Here is a 16,631-nt window from a genome sequence, read left to right as displayed (position 1 = left end):
TTCGAAAAAAGAGGCTACTCTATATGACGTTCAAACAATTAATAACCCTGCGAAACTTTATGATCATTTTGTGTATAAGCATGTTTGTGTTGCTTGGACAGAAGGCTTTTCTCATCGCTGATAAAATACAAATAACCAAGGAAGCCGACCGTCTCTATGCTGCTGGCGATCTGATTAGTGCAGAGAATCAGTATCGCTTAGCGGCAGCAAACCATTCCATTCTTTATATGGAAGAGAAGGTTGCGAAGCGGCTTGATGAGCTGTCACCCATTACGGCCATCCGCCAAGGTTTGAATGCCTTGGTATCATCCGCTAAAGCACAAGCAGCGACTAAGGATTTTACCGGATTCATGAAAAGTTATGATACTCTCCTCAGCTTAAAAGCTACATATATGAAGCCCGGTGGGCCTTATGAATCCTATTATCGCCAGTTATCAACCGCTTCAGGCATTTCTGACCAGTTCACAACCTACTTCCGTGAGTTTAAGGAGCAATTTCTTGCCGAGCTTGCTCAGAATCAGAGTGGAAATACGAGTGAAGAGGACACTTTTAAATGGAATCTATTGCTGATTCCCGATGCTTATTACGGAAGCGCCGCTTCCAAGAATGAGTTGCTAGCCTCCAAGTTCAAAAGCCATGATACAGCTAAATTAAAAAACTTAGCAGGCACAGGAAACTTTTCAGGCATGCTGGAGAGCGCACTCTCTATGATGAATGCTTACAGCCAGCATAGTTACGATGCTCCATGGGTACTTCTACAGACAGAAAGCAGTGGAAAGATCATCCTGAACAAAGACCTAGAGGGCAATAACATAACCGCTTTTGCTGGGCATGCTGTAGCCTATCGTAATTTTGCGGGATCTGCGAATATCACCTCATCTAAAGTACTAACCTTAGTCGATACTAGTAAAGCTCAACTACTGAAAAATGCCAAGCGCATGATAAGTAAAGGTCAATATGCTGAAGCTATCCAGCTATACGGCGATCTTGCTCCGCTAGAGGATACTTCTTCCATCATTGCCGCTACAAGGTTGGCTTGGAATATCGCCGAACCTGTGCGCCTTCTTCCGGGCGGTGAAGAGCAAAACAAATATGGGAACGTCATCTCCAGCAAGGGACTACATGGTACAAAGGTCATTGTGGCTGGAACAGATAGCAATGGTGTACTCTATTATGCAGCAATGAATAACGACGAAAGTGTCATTACTTTAACTGGAAATATTTTACCGAATTTCGAGAGCCTTCGCAGTCTTACTTTTAATGATCAGCTCGCTGCCTCTTCAGGCTCTGGTGCCCCCGTAGTTCTGGCTGAATCCGAGGTCAAAGGTGGACGTACCCTTTTTACAGCATATGAAATGAAATCGGATGGTATTTCCCAGTTGTTCTCAATGTCTGGCGATAGCTACGAACTACAGTCCGATGATTCCATACTCGTACCTAACGCGGATCTCGGAGACGGTGTCGATGGACAGACGGCACGTTACCGTAAAGTAGACGGCAGCTATCAGTTTGCTGAGATTGTTCAGGAGTATGCTGTAATTTCAGCTTCCGATGTAGCGCTTCATCCTTTTGAAAAGGTATCTTTTCACTGTGAAATCGTCGCAGATAACTTCGGTAATATGCTTGCTTACTCAAATGGAGTTTATATTTTACTTCAAGGAGACTTAGGTTCCGTTACAGGTAACGCGTTAGTTAGTGGTCAATATCAGAACGGTTATCAGCTTGTTGGAACGGACATGGGAGAGCAATATGTGCCTGTGTTTGTGGTGGAATCCGTGGGTAGTATGAGTTTTAGACAGTAGAACATATGAGATAACTGCTTAGTCGAATTGTGGGATCTCTCGTCGTGACGAATGAGAGTCCCTTCAGCTTGTGGCGTAGATGTATTGCCTGAGAGAGCAAGCCCTTGGAGCAATAATCGGCTATAGTGAATTAAAGGAGCAAACCTAAGATTAGTAAGGATATTTTACAAGATGCATAAACCTTGGAGCGGCCATGTCCGCTCATTTTTTTTGTCCAAGGGGGGTTGGTAGTCCGTCTATACTGGTACTGTTCTTCTCTTGTCTATATTCTTTTAGACCTGCTTCCCCTTTTTGGATAGACCAACGTTGTAACGTATCTCGCTCACCATCATAACTCATAAATGGGACCGAAAATCCACAGGAAGTCTGTACTTTATGAACATCGATTAAAATGATCTGTCTAGCTCCCGGCAGAGGTGTAAACATAGGGTACAGCGTTTCCCATTCCAATGATCCAGGCAAAATTACCGCCCCTGTTCCATACAGTCTCAGAATGTTCGGCGGTCCTTGAAACGCACAAAACATAACCGTCACTCTTCCATTTTCCATCAGATGTGCGCTGGTCTCATTGCCACTACCGGTCATATCAAGATAAGCCACCTGATTAGGAGACAAAATCCGAAAGCAATCATGACCCTTAGGCGAAAGGTTAACATGCCCTTCTTCAGAAAGGGGCGCTGACCCTACAAAAAAAAGATGCTGGCGAAGAATAAACTCCTCATGTACAGGTAGCATAGCCGCGAATTGTTTTCCCATTTGGTGTTCTCCATTTCTTTGTGGTTTGTGTGTTGGCTGTTTGGCGGGTTGTTCAACTCCTTTTACCCTTCTTTTGCACCATTTCGGCCAAACACAGCGCAGGATACAAAATTTTCTAACGTTCACTGGTTAACAGCACATCTGCCATAGAATGAAGAGTCCTTGCTCATTCCTTTTGTTGATATATATTCGTTTCAATCGTTGAGTAACCCTTCTCCCGAGGTATTCAGCTCATCGGCGCGGAAAAGGGAGCTGCCTCTCGGCAGCCCCCAAATCCCACGAAACATTTCATTTAGCTGAAAAATCCCTCACCGGATCTACTTAATCGCAATATAAATCTCAACCTGCGTGTTAGCAGGATCAAAATTCCGAGAATCGTAAATTTCAAAATCGCCCGTATAAGTTCTTACCTCCGTAGACGCCTCAAAATACGCCCAAATCTCCCCCCACGCTTGCGCGACTACTTCGAATACCGGTCCTTTTTTCGTCGTAAACACCATGTATTTGCTCTCCGGAACAACCGCACACGCGAGGGCGCCGCCCTCTACATGACTCTCCATAGCGACTTCATGCCCAATTACAACGGTATACGCACCCGACGCATCACTCTCATAATCTGTATACAAAGCATAGATATACTCAGGCTGAGCCGTATCTATCTGCCCCGCAATATTATTCTGAAAATACGTTTCCCACAGCTGCGACAAGCGCCCATCAGGTCCCATTTCCACTTCATTAGTCGTGCGTATGCTAACTCCAGCCACGGTCATTTTCGGTTTTTGTACAAAATAAGTATCCATAATTCTCCCTCATTTCCTGTGATTGAGCTTAGTATACACAAGGAAAGTGGACAGCTGTCTGTCCAGTTCATCTTACAATTAGTAATTTGGGTTATAAATGCTTCAATGGGGTAATTAATAGTATGGAACTACACTCGAAGGGAATGACAACACCATGTCTAAAATCAAATTAGCCGTCATCTACTACAGTGCCACAGGAACTAACTACCAGCTAGCACAGTGGGCCGCGGAAAGCGCCGAGAAGGCGGGGGCTGAGGTAAAACTTCTGAAGGTACAGGAGCTGGTTCCCGAGGACAAAATTGCCGCCAATCCGGCTATGAAAGCCCTAGCGGAGAAAACAAAAGATATCCCCGTGGCAACACCCGACGATATTGTGGAGGCAGATGCGATTATTTTCAGTTCTCCTACCCGGTTCGGTAACATTGCTTCTCAAATGAAACAGTTCCTTGATACAACCGGAGGCATTTGGGGCAAAGGACTAACGGTAAACAAAGTCGTCAGTGCCATGAGCTCAGCACAGAATCCACACGGTGGACAGGAAGCTACGATTTTAGCACTCTACACATCGATGTATCACTGGGGAGCGATTGTCGCAGCACCAGGTTATACCGATCCAGTCACATTCGGTGCGGGAGGCAACCCCTACGGAACAAGCGTCAGTGTAGATGGAGACGGTAAAATGATTGAAGATCAGGATCGGATCCGTGACGCTGTTTTTCATCAAGCGAAGCGTACCGTTGAAGTTGCAGGCTGGGTCCTAGCAGGCAAAAACGCCAATAGTCAGAACTAGGCTTACACCTATCGTTCGATATAGCAAACACCCCTCGGAGCTACCTTAGTAGCATGTAAACCGAGGGGTGTTTTTTTTTTGAAAATTATTCTCCAGGATACTTAAGGCCCCACTGCGCACGTATTTGATCCAGCAGTTTCAGAATCGCTAAAGACTCATCGAGTGACATCACCAGACTCTCTGTAAGTCCCGCCTGGAGACAACGTCCTACTTCCTCTGCTTCAAAGCAATATCCGATAGAAGCTCGATCATCCACAAAGCTATCTATCTTCTCATCTCCTATATAGAGCGAAGCAGATTTCGGGTTCACTAACGTTCCTTCTACAATAATACGGCCTTCTGTCCCAAATACATGTGCTTCCTCCAGCATATTAAGACGAATACCGCCGTTCAATGAAGCGGTTTTTCCATTACCGTAAGACAGCAGCATAGAGAAATGCTCGTCCACACCAGTCTCACCAATATGCACAGTACTGGCTATAGATTCAGGATGAGGCCCAAACACCATCGAGGCAAAAGAAACCGGATAAATCCCAACATCCAGCAGTGCGCCTCCGCCGAGCTTCGGATTCAGCAATCTGCTCTCCGGATTCCAGTCGGTGCGAAATCCTAAATCCGCCTTCACCAAGCGAACTTCACCGATTCTACCCTCTGCGATCCATTCTCTAACCTTGACAATCGCCGGAATATAGCGACTCCACATCGCCTCCATCAGGAACAGCTTATGTTCTCGCGCATAGGCCACTACTTCTTCCAATTCTTCGCTATTCACGGTAAAAGGCTTCTCACACAGGACAGCTTTGCCTGCACGCAGTGCCAATAATGCATTTTCTTTATGAAAAGGATGTGGCGTTCCGATATAAACCGCATCTACATTCGGGTCATTTACTAATTCCTCATAGGTTGCGTAAGCATGCGGTACTCCATGATCTTGTGCAAATTTATCCGCACTTTCCTGAGATCGCGAACCCACGGCATATGCCACACCATTGCTGGCATGAACTAAATCAGTAACAAACTGATGGGCAATCCAGCCTGTACTAAGAATTCCCCATCTTACCTTGTAAGCGTTGTCTTTATCCATTATATTGTCCTCCTCATCCTACTGGTTCTACTGTTTGATTCTATCAGACCATTCTAATGAATGTATAGGAACTAATGCCCGCGAACACAACTGTCACCACCAAAATAGCGATATTCCATATCCTGCTCAAAGCCTCTGAATGCTCGTTAGAGCTCTGAGCAAACGCTTTTTGCACAAGGAACTGCAACAGTTTCATGATTATAAATCCCAAACATCCAAGCCCGCTTTGTAAAATAACCTCCAGACTAGACTTACTTACAAATCTATCAGCCATGTTCCCATCGTAATGGATCGGGACCATATCCGGCATTTTAGAATATAAAAATAGATAAATAGCCACAGGAATCAAGGCTACCACACTGCTTAAGATCATCGTCAGTTTGGTTTTAAACAACGCTATAACCTCCTTGAGCATGAAGATAGGATCTAACCGTCTATTCTCCTTCCACTTCAATTAAAAATATCCGATCCTTAAATCCACCACGACGTTCAGCCTTCTCCGCACGAAGCTTCTCCAGCTCTACGCTATTACTCCCGTGTGTCTCTGCCAGAGCTTGGATTACTTCCAGCATATCGGCAAGCTCCTCAAGAGCTTCTTCATCACTAGCAGCCTGAAAATACTCCTCGGACTCTTCTTTCAATTTTTTATGTAGTTCAGTTATGTAATCTTTAGGCTCTAGTGTCCTTACTCTATATTTTTCACCTTGAGCAGTGATTAAGTTGGGGATCCCGTCACGAACTAGCTTTCGATATACAGGCATTTGAGTTCCTCCTTTCTTCTGCTATGTATTCTATCTCCTTCAACCTGACTTCGATTCCATCACTAGACGTTCTACAAAAGGAAGATCTGCAGGAGCAAATGTAAACTGATTCAGTTCAGCCGGAAGCACCCACTGATATTCGTCATGATCGACAAGATCAATTACACCTCCCTGATATCGGGCTTTCCAAGCAAACAGTCTGATCTCGACGCTTCCATAGTTGTGCTCGTTCACGCCAAAGCTTTCATAGGGAAGGATTGTTATCCGCATCTCCTCCTGAAGCTCTCTTTGCAGACAATCTGCGATGCTTTCATCCTGCTCTATTTTGCCGCCAGGAAATTCCCACAGACCTGCCTGTGATTTACCTTGCCTGCGCCGAGCAATAAGAATCTGTCCTACTTCATTATGTATAATCGCTGCCGCCACCCGGATCACAAGGAACACCTCCTTTATTGCAATTAGTAGACAGATACTTCTATTAAAACATACATTTCATTCCAAACCAAAGAGACTCTCCCAAAAGCCATTAGGCCCGGGAAAGTCTCTTCCGTACAGTCTCTCTATAAATTTCACAGTAAAGTCTTTCTTACGGAAAGACTGCTATTTCGTCAACACAAGCTCCAAGCGAACCTCAAGATTGTTCTCCGTATCCAGCACAACGGTGTGTGGATTGCTTAAGCCAAAATCAGAAAAAGCTACTGTTGTCGTTCCCGACAGCATCAGCTGTCCCCCGCTATACGCGGCTTGAGACTGGAAGGTGACATCCTTTTCCACACCCTTCACTGTAAGCGTACCTTGCATTTCAACCGGCACAGTTGCTCCTTCGGTCCATTCCGCTGGCAGCTCCGAGAATGATTTCACTACAAACGTAGATTGTGGAAATTCCGTAACGGAGAGGAAGTCTTCTCCTTTTACATGCTCATCTCTTTGACCATTGCCAGAGTCCAGAGCGCTCATATCCACGCTTCCTTCCCCAGCCATCGAAGTAGAATCTTCTATATTAACTTTCCAGGTACCTTGAACTTTGTTATCCACGAAGTTGACTGTTTCTTTAGAGGTTGTTACTGACCAATATACTTTTGAAGCGTCTGCAACTGTCCAGTCACCGTTTAATTGTTCGGCTGTAACCGTCGCACCTGCTGATGCTCCAGTGTTATTTGTGCTCTCTCCATTACCTGCTGTGGTGGCTTGCCCTGGAATCACGGACTCGATCTCAACATTATTGCCCAGTGATTTATCCAGCAATGTATAACCCGTGACTACTCCTACGATAATAACTCCGGCCGCGATCAAGGCTATTCTTTTTCTCTTCATCCTGTTCCCTCCAATATTCAAATATTCTGTATATTTTTAAGCTCGTCCCTCATTCTAACAAAGCAATATGTCGGGAAGAAGTCAGAGCAGAACGAGCTATGATGTGTTAAAATTGTCGTAATTTTATAGACTGGAGGCCCAACCACATGATGAAATCCATTCTAATTGTTGAAGATGAGGAAGCTATCTCCAGGGTCCTCAGTGCTTATCTAAAAAAAGCAGGCTTTCATGTCACCCGTGTAGCCGATGGACGCGCTGCGCTGGAGTCTTTTGCTATATCACCTCCATCATTAGTATTACTCGACATCATGCTGCCAAACATGAACGGCTTTGAACTCCTCAAGCTCATCCGTGAAAAAAGCAGCTGCCCCGTGATCATGCTCACAGCAAGAGACGGGATCAATGACCGACTAGCCGGTCTCGACGGCGGTGCGGATGATTACATGTCTAAGCCCTTTATTCCAGAAGAAGTGGTGGCACGTGTGAACGCTGTATTACGCCGTCCCTCGCAGTGGTCTGATGGCAGCCAGAAACGGCATTATGGCAGTTTGTTTATCGACTTTACAGCGCGTGCTGTCTTTTTGAACGGGGCTGAGCTGAACCTTAGTCCACGCGATATGTCGGTCATGTTATTTTTAGCCGAAAGGCCAAATCAAATATGTACTCGTGAACAATTAATAGAGCATGTCTGGGAGATGGATTACGAAGGAAGTGACCGAGCAGTGGATTTGTCTATTAAAAGACTTCGCCAAGCGCTGTCGCACTGGCCAATAGATGAAGGGGAGATCCGTACCTTGAGAGGCACTGGATATCAATTATGGACAACTTAAAGAAAAGCAGCCCAAAACGTACCTCCATCCTCTCCTACTGGACGGTTCGTTACTTGCTCATCATCAGTGTCGGTCTCCTGCTAACTGCGCTAACGACGTTCTGGTGGATCCAACAAGAAGCTATGAGCAACCGGATGCAGACCACCGGATTATTAGCACAGGAGATTGCCGACCGGAGCGTAAATCATGAGGGTTCAATCGAGATCAGCCAAAATCTTGGAAAGCTCATTGAAGATCGAAAACGTTTCTTCAAGCTAACTGTAGAGATGTGTGTAATTATTACGGATCAACAAGGCCAGATGTTGTTCTCTATGCCGCCTCTAACTGACGATGAAATGAGGCATAAACTTAATGATAGCTTGAACGATTCACGTAGTCCGGAATTCAAAGCTGCAGTTGCCCCAATTAGTTCAGATAACGAAACACTGGGACAGGTGATTGTCCTTCAATCCAAGAAATCGCTGCGGCATATTCCGCAGGATGAAATCATTTTCTTCTCCGTTTTGCTGCTATTTCTAATCATATTAAGTTGGCTAACCATTTACCTCCTGTCGCGTAAACTGGCAAAACCGATTCAGAAGGTTGCGGCCGCGGCGGCACAAATCAGCCATGGTCGATATGATATCGTACTTGATAAGAATGCGAAGGAACGAGAAATTCATGAGTTGATGTTGTCTTTTGAAGAGATGGCGGGTAAGTTACAACAATTTGAGCATTCCCGTGCTATTATGTTAGCCGGAGTATCCCATGAATTAAAGACACCAGTAACCTCTATAAAGGGTCTAATCCATGCCGTCCGTGAAGGGGTTGTCGAAGACGATGAGGCTGTGGAATTTCTAGATATTGCCTTGCAGGAAGCTGGACGATTGCAGCGGATGGTGGCGGATCTTCTTGATTACAACGCACTGACTGCAGGAATGGTTTCTGTCCGTCACGATCGACTGGATGCCGTGCCACTGTTATCAGAAATCGTGTATCAATGGAAGCTGACACAAGAGGAAACAGTTGCTGAGCCTGTGCTCCATATGCCGAGAAATCCCTTGTTTTTGCGTGGAGACTCGCTTCGGATTCAACAAATTATCGTTAATTTGCTTAATAATAGTGTACAAGCAAAAGCTCCAGATCGAAAAGTACAGCTTACGGTAGAATTGCTTGAACAGCATAGCCATGGGTTGGCCGAAATCCGTGTTCAAGATAATGGCCTTGGCATCTCATCGAATCATAGTGAGCATATCTTCGAGGCTTTTTTCCGAGGTAGCGACAAACAGAGCACACTACGTGGTCTGGGACTTGGTCTCACCTTCAGCCGTCTGCTGGCGGAATCTATGAATGGGAGCCTTGTGCTTGAGAAGCACTCCGAGGAAGGCTGTATCTTCGTACTGTCTCTGCCGCTTGATCACTAAAAAATAGTCTGCGGGCCATCGTCATGGTATAATCATGTGCACAATCACACCGAAAACCGGAGGCTGTATATGCTTACTTTTGAACAAAAATTAGCGATTCTCGACTCTTACCCCCAACTGGAGCGTAAAAATGTATCCCTTGGGCGCGTGAACTATCACTACGAGGAAAGCCAGCATGATAAGAAAACTGTTGTTTACCACCTGCATCCAAATGGGAATGGTTATGTATTCGCAGGATTACTGCGCGGCTATGAAACAGATGATAAGGGCTTTGTGAACATTCGCGATTACTCGGAATCCGAGCTGCGGAGTCTGCTGGATGCCTCCATCACCTCACTGTCTATTTACATTCCAGAAGCTCCTGTAGTCAGTAAAAGAAAGAAAAAGACTGCAGCTGCTGCCGATTCAATCTGGACTAATGATGAGGGACACACGCTGACACTTAAGCTTGAGGATGATTTATGGTATGTCTATGCCGACCTCAATCTGGAAATGGCCTTTGAAACGCATGAGGAAGCTAAAGAATATTTAGCCGAAGAGGGATTTACAGCGCAGGAGTTATAATAACTTCGATCTGACAAAAAATAAAAGGAGGTGCCCTAACAGCCATTTTGCGTGGCGATTCGGGCACCTCTTTTTCAATGGAAGGCGTCCTTAATAAACAGGTTGAGTATAAAAAAAGCTATAAATTCCTAAATCAAGCTCAGAAACCACTTCATAATCTAATTTAAACTCTATAGTTTTATTTATAATGCCACTAACGGAATAACTTCCCTCCACAGCTAATCTAGCTTCTCCTCCAACCGGTGCTACTAATATCAGTTGCTCGGTGCGATTTGCCGGTATTATAAAATTTTGCAGACCTCCCGATGAATCTTGAACATATCTACGAACGGACACGAGGTTACTGCCTACTACAGAGAAGCCTGAATTATTTTTCCGCCATTCTTCAAAAGCATCTTGTTGAGCTTGGTTTGAGCTGACACAAGCCTGGTTCAATGAAATCTCCGGGATATTATATATTTTCCCGCTAATATTATCGATTATTACTTTGTTGGTGGCTTCCGAACAATTTTCTAGCTTTTGAATGGGCATGGGGTCTTTTTCTTTTGTGATCGTTCTTATTAACTTTTTATCGCCGGACATTAAATTTATAGAAATCTCTTTATTGTCCATATTAGAGAACTCTATCAAGCTATACAGCTGATTATTTTTGATTCCATAATGTTTTACTATGATATCAAATCGATTTCTTTCATCCGTCAGTGTTTTTGAAACTTCTTGGGCTCCCAATGTAATTGTTCTATTCACTGGCGGAACGACTTTTTCTTCAACAACTGGTGATGTAATGTAAACTGAATGCGCTCCTTCATCCCATGAGACCTTGCTGCCCAAAACTTCGCTAATAAATCTCAGGGGAACGAGTGTATTATTTTGAAGGCTGACCGCCTTCATTACTTGTGCATTCTCCTTGCCGTTAACAAATACCTTACCTTCCTTAATCATATAAAAAACGTGAATATCCCCTCTTACGGCTGAAATCGTCTTTGCGGTATTATTCCATTCAATAACTGCACCTTGAGCTTCAAAAATCGCCCGCATCGGTACATATGTAACTCCCTCTTTCACTATAGGGCGTACCTCAAAATGCAGTAGCTTACCATCTAAAAAACATTGAATATCCTTGTCTTCAGCATATGTTGGAATGGAAGCACAAAAAGTAAACGTTAGCATCACAAAGATAAGGATGATGACTTTTGAAAAATAGCTGTTATTATTCATGTTCTGTCAGCTCCCAATTTATAGGATTAAAATCTACATTTCAAACCTGAATATACCAAAAGACAATTCATAATGTAAATCTAAAAAGAAAACTACCCACCAAACCCAAATTATGGTTAGATGAAGAGGAAGCTATATCCTATAGGGAAAGAAGCGTGAACGCACATGAGTTTTGAAATCGTAGAAGCCACTATACCGGAGATCCAAGCTGCATTAGAATCCGGAGATATCACGTCAAAACAACTAGTTCTCATGTATTATGAACGCATAGCTGATCATGACAAAAACGGCCTGACGATTAACTCTGTGCTGGAGATCAACCCGGATGCATTATTTATCGCAGAATCTCTGGATGTGGAACGTGCGATTAAAGGCTCCCGCGGCCCCTTGCACGGCATACCTGTGTTATTGAAGGATAACATCAACACTGGGGATAAAATGCATACTAGCGCGGGTTCGCTGGCTTTGGCAAATTCTTTTGCCGGAGAAGATGCGTTTATAGTTACCAAACTGCGTGAAGCCGGAGCAATCATTATGGGGAAAGCCAATATGACTGAGTTCGCCAATTTTATGACGAACGGTATGCCCTCCGGTTACAGCTCCCGCGGCGGGCAAGTCCTTAACCCCTACAATATATCTACACCCACAGGCGGCTCCAGTGCTGGCTCAGCAGTAGCTGTAGCCTGTAACTTCTGTACAGTCTCTGTGGGCACAGAAACCTCAGGATCAATCCTTAACCCCGGTAACTTGGGCTCCATTATTGGGATTAAGCCAACCGTTGGACTGCTCAGTCGGTCGGGAATCCTTCCGCTCTCCAACACGCAAGACACTGCTGGCCCAATGGCCAGAACGGTTCGCGATGCCGTCCTGCTGCTAAATGCAATGCTGGGCAACGATAATCACGATGCAGCCATGGGAACAAATGTAGGTAAAATCCACGAAGATTACACTATATTCCTAGACGAGAACGGCTTGCAAGGTGCCCGTATAGGTATCCCGCGTGATTATTATTTCGAAGAGCTAACAGATGAACAACTCGCACTGTTCAACGCTTCCGTAGACAGGATGAGAGAGCTTGGAGCAACCATCATTGATCCTGCGGATATTAAGACCGCCCGCGAAATAAGTTATTCTTCAGTGGTTTTGAATGAATTCAAAACAGCACTAAACGCTTATTTATCTCGTTTGGGACCTGGGGCACCGATGCGAACCTTAAAGGATATTATTGATTTTAATCATGCACATCCTGTGGAGACCTTGAGATATGGTCAAGCTACGTTAATAGATGCGGAATACACCTCTTCCGGCACACAAACCGAACCCAAATATTTGCGACACCGCGCAACTGACCTGAAGCTATGTAAGGAAGAAGGCATCGACGCCACCATGAAGGAATATAATCTGGATGCCCTGCTGTTCCCCGCCGATTTTGGTGCCAGAATTACCTCCAGAGCAGGTTATCCGTCCATCGTTGTGCCTTCCGGATATACTTCAGCCGGCGCTCCCTTCGGAGTAACTTTCTCAGCGAAAGCTTATCAAGAGCCTACCCTCATCAAGCTCGCGTATGCCTATGAGCAGCATTACAAGGTACGAAAAGCACCTTCGCTAAAAAGCTTTATCTGAACACCGCTTATCTCTAAAAGCCCGTAAACAGTGATTGTCTCATCCACTATTTACGGGCTTTTTCATTTTCTATACTCTACGATTGCTTACTCATAGTCACGCTGATTCTCTTCATCGGCAATATTCTGAATTTCATCGGAGTGAATTAGAAACAACTCATACTCCCCTTCAGCATGCAGCTTCAGCGCCCGCTCTTTAAAAAACTTCGGACTTCCCTCCGCCGCATCCTCATCATAAAAGAGCAATATTCCGTCACTTTTGCGGAACAACAAATCATCCCTGGCCCGAAACTGCCAGCTGCCGTCATAAGGAGCATTACTGACTGCGCCAAAAAAATCCGCACCCGCAATAATACGTCGATACTCGTTCTGCTTCTCTTCCTTCCACTTCTCTTCCTGTCCGGTATGCGCTGTAATGATTCCTAATTTTAATTCAGGATATTGAGTCTTGAGTTCACTTACCACCTCACAAGCCCAAAGATCCACACCATATTGTCCGGGTGTAATCACCCATTCCACGCCTTCTTCGATCAATGGTTTTAAACGATTAGCGAGTGCCTTTTTGATATAAGGAATCCCTTGATGCTTATTGTCAAAAATACCGAGCTCGTGCGCACGATACCCCGTTACTAGTAAAGTCTTCATGTGCTGCCTCTTTCCTGAATGTTGGCTTATCCTTTAACTATATATATTGGTTCATTATATAACATTTGCATCCTTCATTTCTTTAGGCAAACTTTCAGCTAATATTAAGTAATCTTTCAGAACCATTTGTTATATTTCTTCTAATCTATCTTTAACCTACTAAGGAGGAATAAAAAATGAGAAAGTTAGTCCCTATTCTAATATCGGGAAGCCTACTCGCTTCACTATTATTGGCTGGCTGCAGCGCGAATTCCGAGACTGAAGAAACAGCTGCTGCAAATGACCAAGCAGACACGGGTTCATCAGCTCAGCAGACACAAGCTAACAGGAATCAGCAGAATGGCGGACCTAATATGTCCATGAATTTCGGCAAGATTAAGAGTGTCAGCGATACTACGCTTACCATTTATACATCTGACATGCCTACAACACCACAGGGTGCTGGGGAAGGTGGCGAGCAAAACAGCCGAGGCGGCACGCCGCCGGAAAGACCTGATGGCGAGCAAAGTACAGGAAATGGCGCTGCGCCGGAGGGCGGGATGCCACAGGGGGAAATGCGGGAGGGCGGTGGACAAGGTCGTGGACAGGGAGGCAGAATGCAGCAAAGCTTCTCCGATGAAACTATAGACATTACGATTGATGCGGACACGAAAATCGTAGCGGTTACCTTCGATAATGGCACGCGTCAAGAAAATGCGATCACCTTATCAGAGCTGAAAGCCGATGATATCATCCAATATACGCTTAAATCAGATTCCACCGTGGCGGAGAGCATTACTTTAAGTAATGGTAATCCCGGAGGAACCGCTCCAGATGGCAGCACGAGCAACAGCAGCAGCTAATGAAATGCTGCACACAAAAAAAAGATCTCCGGGGACAAGCTGGTTCCCCGGAGATCTTTTATATACATCAAATTATTTCTTATCCGACAAAATTAATACTCCACGGGCTGGCACAACTGCAGAACCGCTAACCTTATTGCCAGTCAGAAGATCCGTACGCTCAGCAGCACCAATATCCGCACTCAAATCACCAGTGGTGTGGTTCAGCAAGAATAGGTAGGATACGCCTTCCTTCACACGTTGCACAGATTCGATACCTTCCGGTGCAGTTACTAGCGGCTGAATGTTCTTTTCGGCACACAGGTTGGCTAAGAATCCCTTCAGGAATTCAGCTTCTGGGCTGGTAGCCACGTAGTAAGCTTTACCTTCACCAAAGGTATTCACAGTCAAAGCAGGCATTCCTTTATAGAAATCAGATCCGTACTCTGCCAAAACCTCAGCACCCTCGGCATGAATCAGATCGCAGAGCAGATCACATTTGTAAGAACCACTCAAATCACCCCATGCTTTGTCCATCACAATCTCGTTGCTCATCCCTGGCAGCAGTGCATCAATTTCCTCTGCCCAGATACCAAGTACCTTACGCAGTTCCCCAGGGTAGCCGCCTACGGTTACGAGATCGTTCTCATTAACAATACCGCTGAAATAAGTTGTAATGAATGTGCCGCCTGCTTTTACAAAGGCCTCAACCTTCTCAGCAAAACCTGGCTTAACCATATACATCACAGGCGCGATTACAATTTCATATTTGAACAGATTCTCTTCGACACCGATCATATCGGCTTCGATATTTTGCTGATAGAGTGCATCATAATATTTATGAATCTCATTTACATAATCCAAAGCAACGGATGGTCCGCTTGAAAGGTTGATCGCCCAGCGATTTTCCCAGTCATACATAATCCCTATTTTTGCTGCACTACGCGCATCCAATAGTTGATCACCAAGCTGTCCCAGCTCTTTCCCTAGCTCAGCGCATTCACGGAATACACGCGTATGCTCATGTCCCACATGCTCAATAACAGCTCCATGATACTTCTCACATGCACCAATCGAACGGCGCAGTTGGAAGAACAGAACAGTGTCTGCACCACGCGCTACAGCCTGATAGCTCCACAAGCGCATAACGCCTGGACGTTTCAACGAGTTGTATGGCTGCCAGTTCTGCTGGCTAGGTGTTTGCTCCATCAGCATGAACGGTTGTCCATTCTTAAGTCCACGCATGAGATCATGCGTCATGGCTGTGAAGCTGACCGGTGTATCCAGTGAAGGATAGTTGTCCCAAGAAATGACGTCCATATGTTTAGCCCACTCAAAATAGTCCAGTTCATCATAAAAGCCCATCAAGTTAGTGGTAACAGGTACGTTAGGACTGTGCTCCTTAATTGCATCGCTCTCAATTTTGTAGCATTCCAGCAAGCTATGTGACATAAATCTCCGGAAGTCTAATGAAATGCCTTGGAAGTTGGTACGGTTGCCGTCCCATTCTTCACTCAGCTCACTAGGCAGAACAATTTCTTCCCAATCATAGAAGGTGTGGCCCCAAAAACGTGTATTCCACGCTTTGTTTAATGCATCCAGAGAACCATAACGATCCTTCAACCAGACACGGAACGCCGCTTCAGATAAATCAGAGTAATCATAGTTACTGAACTCATTCGAAACATGCCAAGCTACCAGTGCCGGATGATCTTTATAACGTTCAGCCAGCTTTCCTGCCAGCTTCGCTGCAAACTTGCGGTAAACCGGACTGTTTGGATTCGAGTTGTGACGCCCGCCGAACTTGCGTTTTCTGCCCTTCACATCAACACGAGTCACTTCAGGATAACGATGAGCCATCCAAGCTGGGTGCGCTCCTGTACCTGTTGCCAGACATACGTAAGTACCATTTTTATATAGTCTATCCATTAATTCATCTAGTGATGAGAAATCATAAGTGTCTTCGGAAGGCTGAATCAGCGCCCAGGAAAATACATTAATTGTGGCAACATCAATTCCTGCCAGCTTAAACATACGCTCATCCTCTGCCCATACAGGCGCATCCCATTGCTCTGGATTGTAATCTCCACCGTACCAAATCTTAGGTAATTTATCGTTAATCACACTTCGCACATCCTTTATAGTATAATTATATATATATTGTAATCGGTTAATCTCACGCTATAAATATAAAATAATCTTCACAGCATATAAGAATATG

General features: G+C 44.9%; 17 protein-coding genes. 7 read left to right on the top strand and 10 right to left on the bottom strand.

Translation table 11 applies throughout. The features are described 5' to 3' along the window. The first annotated feature begins 23 nt into the window (after nucleotides 1–23). The gene (locus R50345_RS04205; RefSeq protein WP_042124356.1) at nucleotides 24–1,802 is read left to right on the top strand and encodes a hypothetical protein; all 1,779 of its coding nucleotides are present in this window, start codon (nucleotides 24–26) and stop codon (nucleotides 1,800–1,802) included. Nucleotides 1,803–2,003: 201 nt separating this feature from the next. On the opposite strand, the gene R50345_RS04200 is transcribed toward R50345_RS04205, so the two are convergent. Then, entirely contained in the window at nucleotides 2,004–2,558 is a 555-nt protein-coding gene (locus tag R50345_RS04200; protein ID WP_042124354.1) for a pyridoxamine 5'-phosphate oxidase family protein, read from the bottom strand. Nucleotides 2,559–2,875: 317 nt separating this feature from the next. Continuing rightward, entirely contained in the window at nucleotides 2,876–3,358 is a 483-nt protein-coding gene (locus R50345_RS04195) for a GyrI-like domain-containing protein (RefSeq protein ID WP_042124352.1), read from the bottom strand. A gap of 154 nt (nucleotides 3,359–3,512) precedes the next feature. Here R50345_RS04195 and wrbA point away from each other — a divergent pair, with 154 nt between their 5' ends. Further along, nucleotides 3,513–4,148 carry an NAD(P)H:quinone oxidoreductase type IV gene (wrbA, locus tag R50345_RS04190; RefSeq protein ID WP_042124350.1) on the top strand — a complete coding sequence of 212 codons (636 nt, stop codon included), beginning with the start codon at nucleotides 3,513–3,515 and terminating at the stop codon, nucleotides 4,146–4,148. Nucleotides 4,149–4,233: 85 nt separating this feature from the next. Here wrbA and R50345_RS04185 read toward each other — a convergent pair whose 3' ends face one another. The 5 genes from R50345_RS04185 to R50345_RS04165 form a co-directional block, all read right to left on the bottom strand. Then, nucleotides 4,234–5,232, bottom strand: a complete 999-nt coding sequence (locus R50345_RS04185; protein ID WP_042124348.1) for a Gfo/Idh/MocA family protein — start codon at nucleotides 5,230–5,232, stop codon at nucleotides 4,234–4,236. 43 nt (nucleotides 5,233–5,275) lie between these two features. Then, complete coding sequence (locus R50345_RS04180; protein ID WP_052414457.1) at nucleotides 5,276–5,626, bottom strand: DUF1648 domain-containing protein; 351 nt, start codon at nucleotides 5,624–5,626, stop codon at nucleotides 5,276–5,278. Nucleotides 5,627–5,666: 40 nt separating this feature from the next. Further along, nucleotides 5,667–5,993: a nucleoside triphosphate pyrophosphohydrolase gene (locus R50345_RS04175; RefSeq protein WP_042124344.1), complete on the bottom strand. Its 327-nt coding sequence runs from the start codon at nucleotides 5,991–5,993 to the stop codon at nucleotides 5,667–5,669. A 39-nt stretch (nucleotides 5,994–6,032) separates the two neighbouring features. Further along, a complete protein-coding gene (locus tag R50345_RS04170) occupies nucleotides 6,033–6,428 on the bottom strand; it encodes a (deoxy)nucleoside triphosphate pyrophosphohydrolase (protein ID WP_042124343.1) in 396 nt (131 codons plus the stop codon). 165 nt (nucleotides 6,429–6,593) lie between these two features. Next, entirely contained in the window at nucleotides 6,594–7,307 is a 714-nt protein-coding gene (locus tag R50345_RS04165) for a YceI family protein (protein ID WP_042124340.1), read from the bottom strand. 149 nt (nucleotides 7,308–7,456) lie between these two features. Here R50345_RS04165 and R50345_RS04160 point away from each other — a divergent pair, with 149 nt between their 5' ends. From R50345_RS04160 to R50345_RS04150, 3 genes are all read left to right on the top strand, one after another. Next, nucleotides 7,457–8,137: a response regulator transcription factor gene (locus R50345_RS04160; protein WP_042131853.1), complete on the top strand. Its 681-nt coding sequence runs from the start codon at nucleotides 7,457–7,459 to the stop codon at nucleotides 8,135–8,137. Beyond that, complete coding sequence (locus R50345_RS04155) at nucleotides 8,125–9,540, top strand: HAMP domain-containing sensor histidine kinase (RefSeq protein ID WP_042124339.1); 1,416 nt, start codon at nucleotides 8,125–8,127, stop codon at nucleotides 9,538–9,540. Before R50345_RS04160 ends, R50345_RS04155 begins: the two co-directional genes overlap by 13 nt. Nucleotides 9,541–9,609: 69 nt before the next feature. Continuing rightward, the gene (locus tag R50345_RS04150) at nucleotides 9,610–10,104 is read left to right on the top strand and encodes a hypothetical protein (RefSeq protein ID WP_042124337.1); all 495 of its coding nucleotides are present in this window, start codon (nucleotides 9,610–9,612) and stop codon (nucleotides 10,102–10,104) included. Between the two features lie 90 nt (nucleotides 10,105–10,194). Here the strand turns inward: R50345_RS04150 and R50345_RS30115 are convergent, their stop codons facing one another. Then, complete coding sequence (locus tag R50345_RS30115; protein WP_052414456.1) at nucleotides 10,195–11,322, bottom strand: copper amine oxidase N-terminal domain-containing protein; 1,128 nt, start codon at nucleotides 11,320–11,322, stop codon at nucleotides 10,195–10,197. Nucleotides 11,323–11,487: 165 nt separating this feature from the next. On the opposite strand from R50345_RS30115, the gene R50345_RS04140 reads away from it, so the two are divergent. Beyond that, on the top strand, nucleotides 11,488–12,945 hold the full coding sequence (locus R50345_RS04140; protein ID WP_042124335.1) for an amidase family protein: 1,458 nt from the start codon (nucleotides 11,488–11,490) through the stop codon (nucleotides 12,943–12,945). 86 nt (nucleotides 12,946–13,031) lie between these two features. On the opposite strand, the gene R50345_RS04135 is transcribed toward R50345_RS04140, so the two are convergent. Next, nucleotides 13,032–13,589 carry an SLOG family protein gene (locus R50345_RS04135; RefSeq protein WP_042124333.1) on the bottom strand — a complete coding sequence of 186 codons (558 nt, stop codon included), beginning with the start codon at nucleotides 13,587–13,589 and terminating at the stop codon, nucleotides 13,032–13,034. A 176-nt stretch (nucleotides 13,590–13,765) separates the two neighbouring features. On the opposite strand from R50345_RS04135, the gene R50345_RS04130 reads away from it, so the two are divergent. Further along, a complete protein-coding gene (locus R50345_RS04130) occupies nucleotides 13,766–14,431 on the top strand; it encodes a hypothetical protein (protein ID WP_042124331.1) in 666 nt (221 codons plus the stop codon). A 72-nt stretch (nucleotides 14,432–14,503) separates the two neighbouring features. Here the strand turns inward: R50345_RS04130 and R50345_RS04125 are convergent, their stop codons facing one another. Continuing rightward, nucleotides 14,504–16,534 (bottom strand): beta-galactosidase, encoded by a 2,031-nt coding sequence (locus R50345_RS04125; protein WP_042124329.1) that lies wholly within the window; start codon nucleotides 16,532–16,534, stop codon nucleotides 14,504–14,506. Nucleotides 16,535–16,631 lie beyond the last annotated feature (97 nt).

The sequence above is a fragment of the Paenibacillus sp. FSL R5-0345 genome, assembly GCF_000758585.1.
Taxonomy (GTDB): domain Bacteria; phylum Bacillota; class Bacilli; order Paenibacillales; family Paenibacillaceae; genus Paenibacillus_AQ.
Note: the sequence above shows the minus strand (reverse complement) of the source record. Positions and strands in the feature narration are given on the sequence as shown.

What these genes read in the sequence shown, in the direction of transcription:
- R50345_RS04205 (WP_042124356.1), top strand. Translation starts at nt 24, where the DNA reads ATGACGTTCAAACAATTAATAACCCTGCGAAACTTTATGATCATTTTG.
- R50345_RS04200 (WP_042124354.1), bottom strand. Translation starts at nt 2,558, where the DNA reads ATGGGAAAACAATTCGCGGCTATGCTACCTGTACATGAGGAGTTTATT.
- R50345_RS04195 (WP_042124352.1), bottom strand. Translation starts at nt 3,358, where the DNA reads ATGGATACTTATTTTGTACAAAAACCGAAAATGACCGTGGCTGGAGTT.
- wrbA (WP_042124350.1), top strand. Translation starts at nt 3,513, where the DNA reads ATGTCTAAAATCAAATTAGCCGTCATCTACTACAGTGCCACAGGAACT.
- R50345_RS04185 (WP_042124348.1), bottom strand. Translation starts at nt 5,232, where the DNA reads ATGGATAAAGACAACGCTTACAAGGTAAGATGGGGAATTCTTAGTACA.
- R50345_RS04175 (WP_042124344.1), bottom strand. Translation starts at nt 5,993, where the DNA reads ATGCCTGTATATCGAAAGCTAGTTCGTGACGGGATCCCCAACTTAATC.
- R50345_RS04165 (WP_042124340.1), bottom strand. Translation starts at nt 7,307, where the DNA reads ATGAAGAGAAAAAGAATAGCCTTGATCGCGGCCGGAGTTATTATCGTA.
- R50345_RS04160 (WP_042131853.1), top strand. Translation starts at nt 7,457, where the DNA reads ATGAAATCCATTCTAATTGTTGAAGATGAGGAAGCTATCTCCAGGGTC.
- R50345_RS04155 (WP_042124339.1), top strand. Translation starts at nt 8,125, where the DNA reads ATGGACAACTTAAAGAAAAGCAGCCCAAAACGTACCTCCATCCTCTCC.
- R50345_RS04150 (WP_042124337.1), top strand. Translation starts at nt 9,610, where the DNA reads ATGCTTACTTTTGAACAAAAATTAGCGATTCTCGACTCTTACCCCCAA.
- R50345_RS30115 (WP_052414456.1), bottom strand. Translation starts at nt 11,322, where the DNA reads ATGAATAATAACAGCTATTTTTCAAAAGTCATCATCCTTATCTTTGTG.
- R50345_RS04140 (WP_042124335.1), top strand. Translation starts at nt 11,488, where the DNA reads ATGAGTTTTGAAATCGTAGAAGCCACTATACCGGAGATCCAAGCTGCA.
- R50345_RS04135 (WP_042124333.1), bottom strand. Translation starts at nt 13,589, where the DNA reads ATGAAGACTTTACTAGTAACGGGGTATCGTGCGCACGAGCTCGGTATT.
- R50345_RS04130 (WP_042124331.1), top strand. Translation starts at nt 13,766, where the DNA reads ATGAGAAAGTTAGTCCCTATTCTAATATCGGGAAGCCTACTCGCTTCA.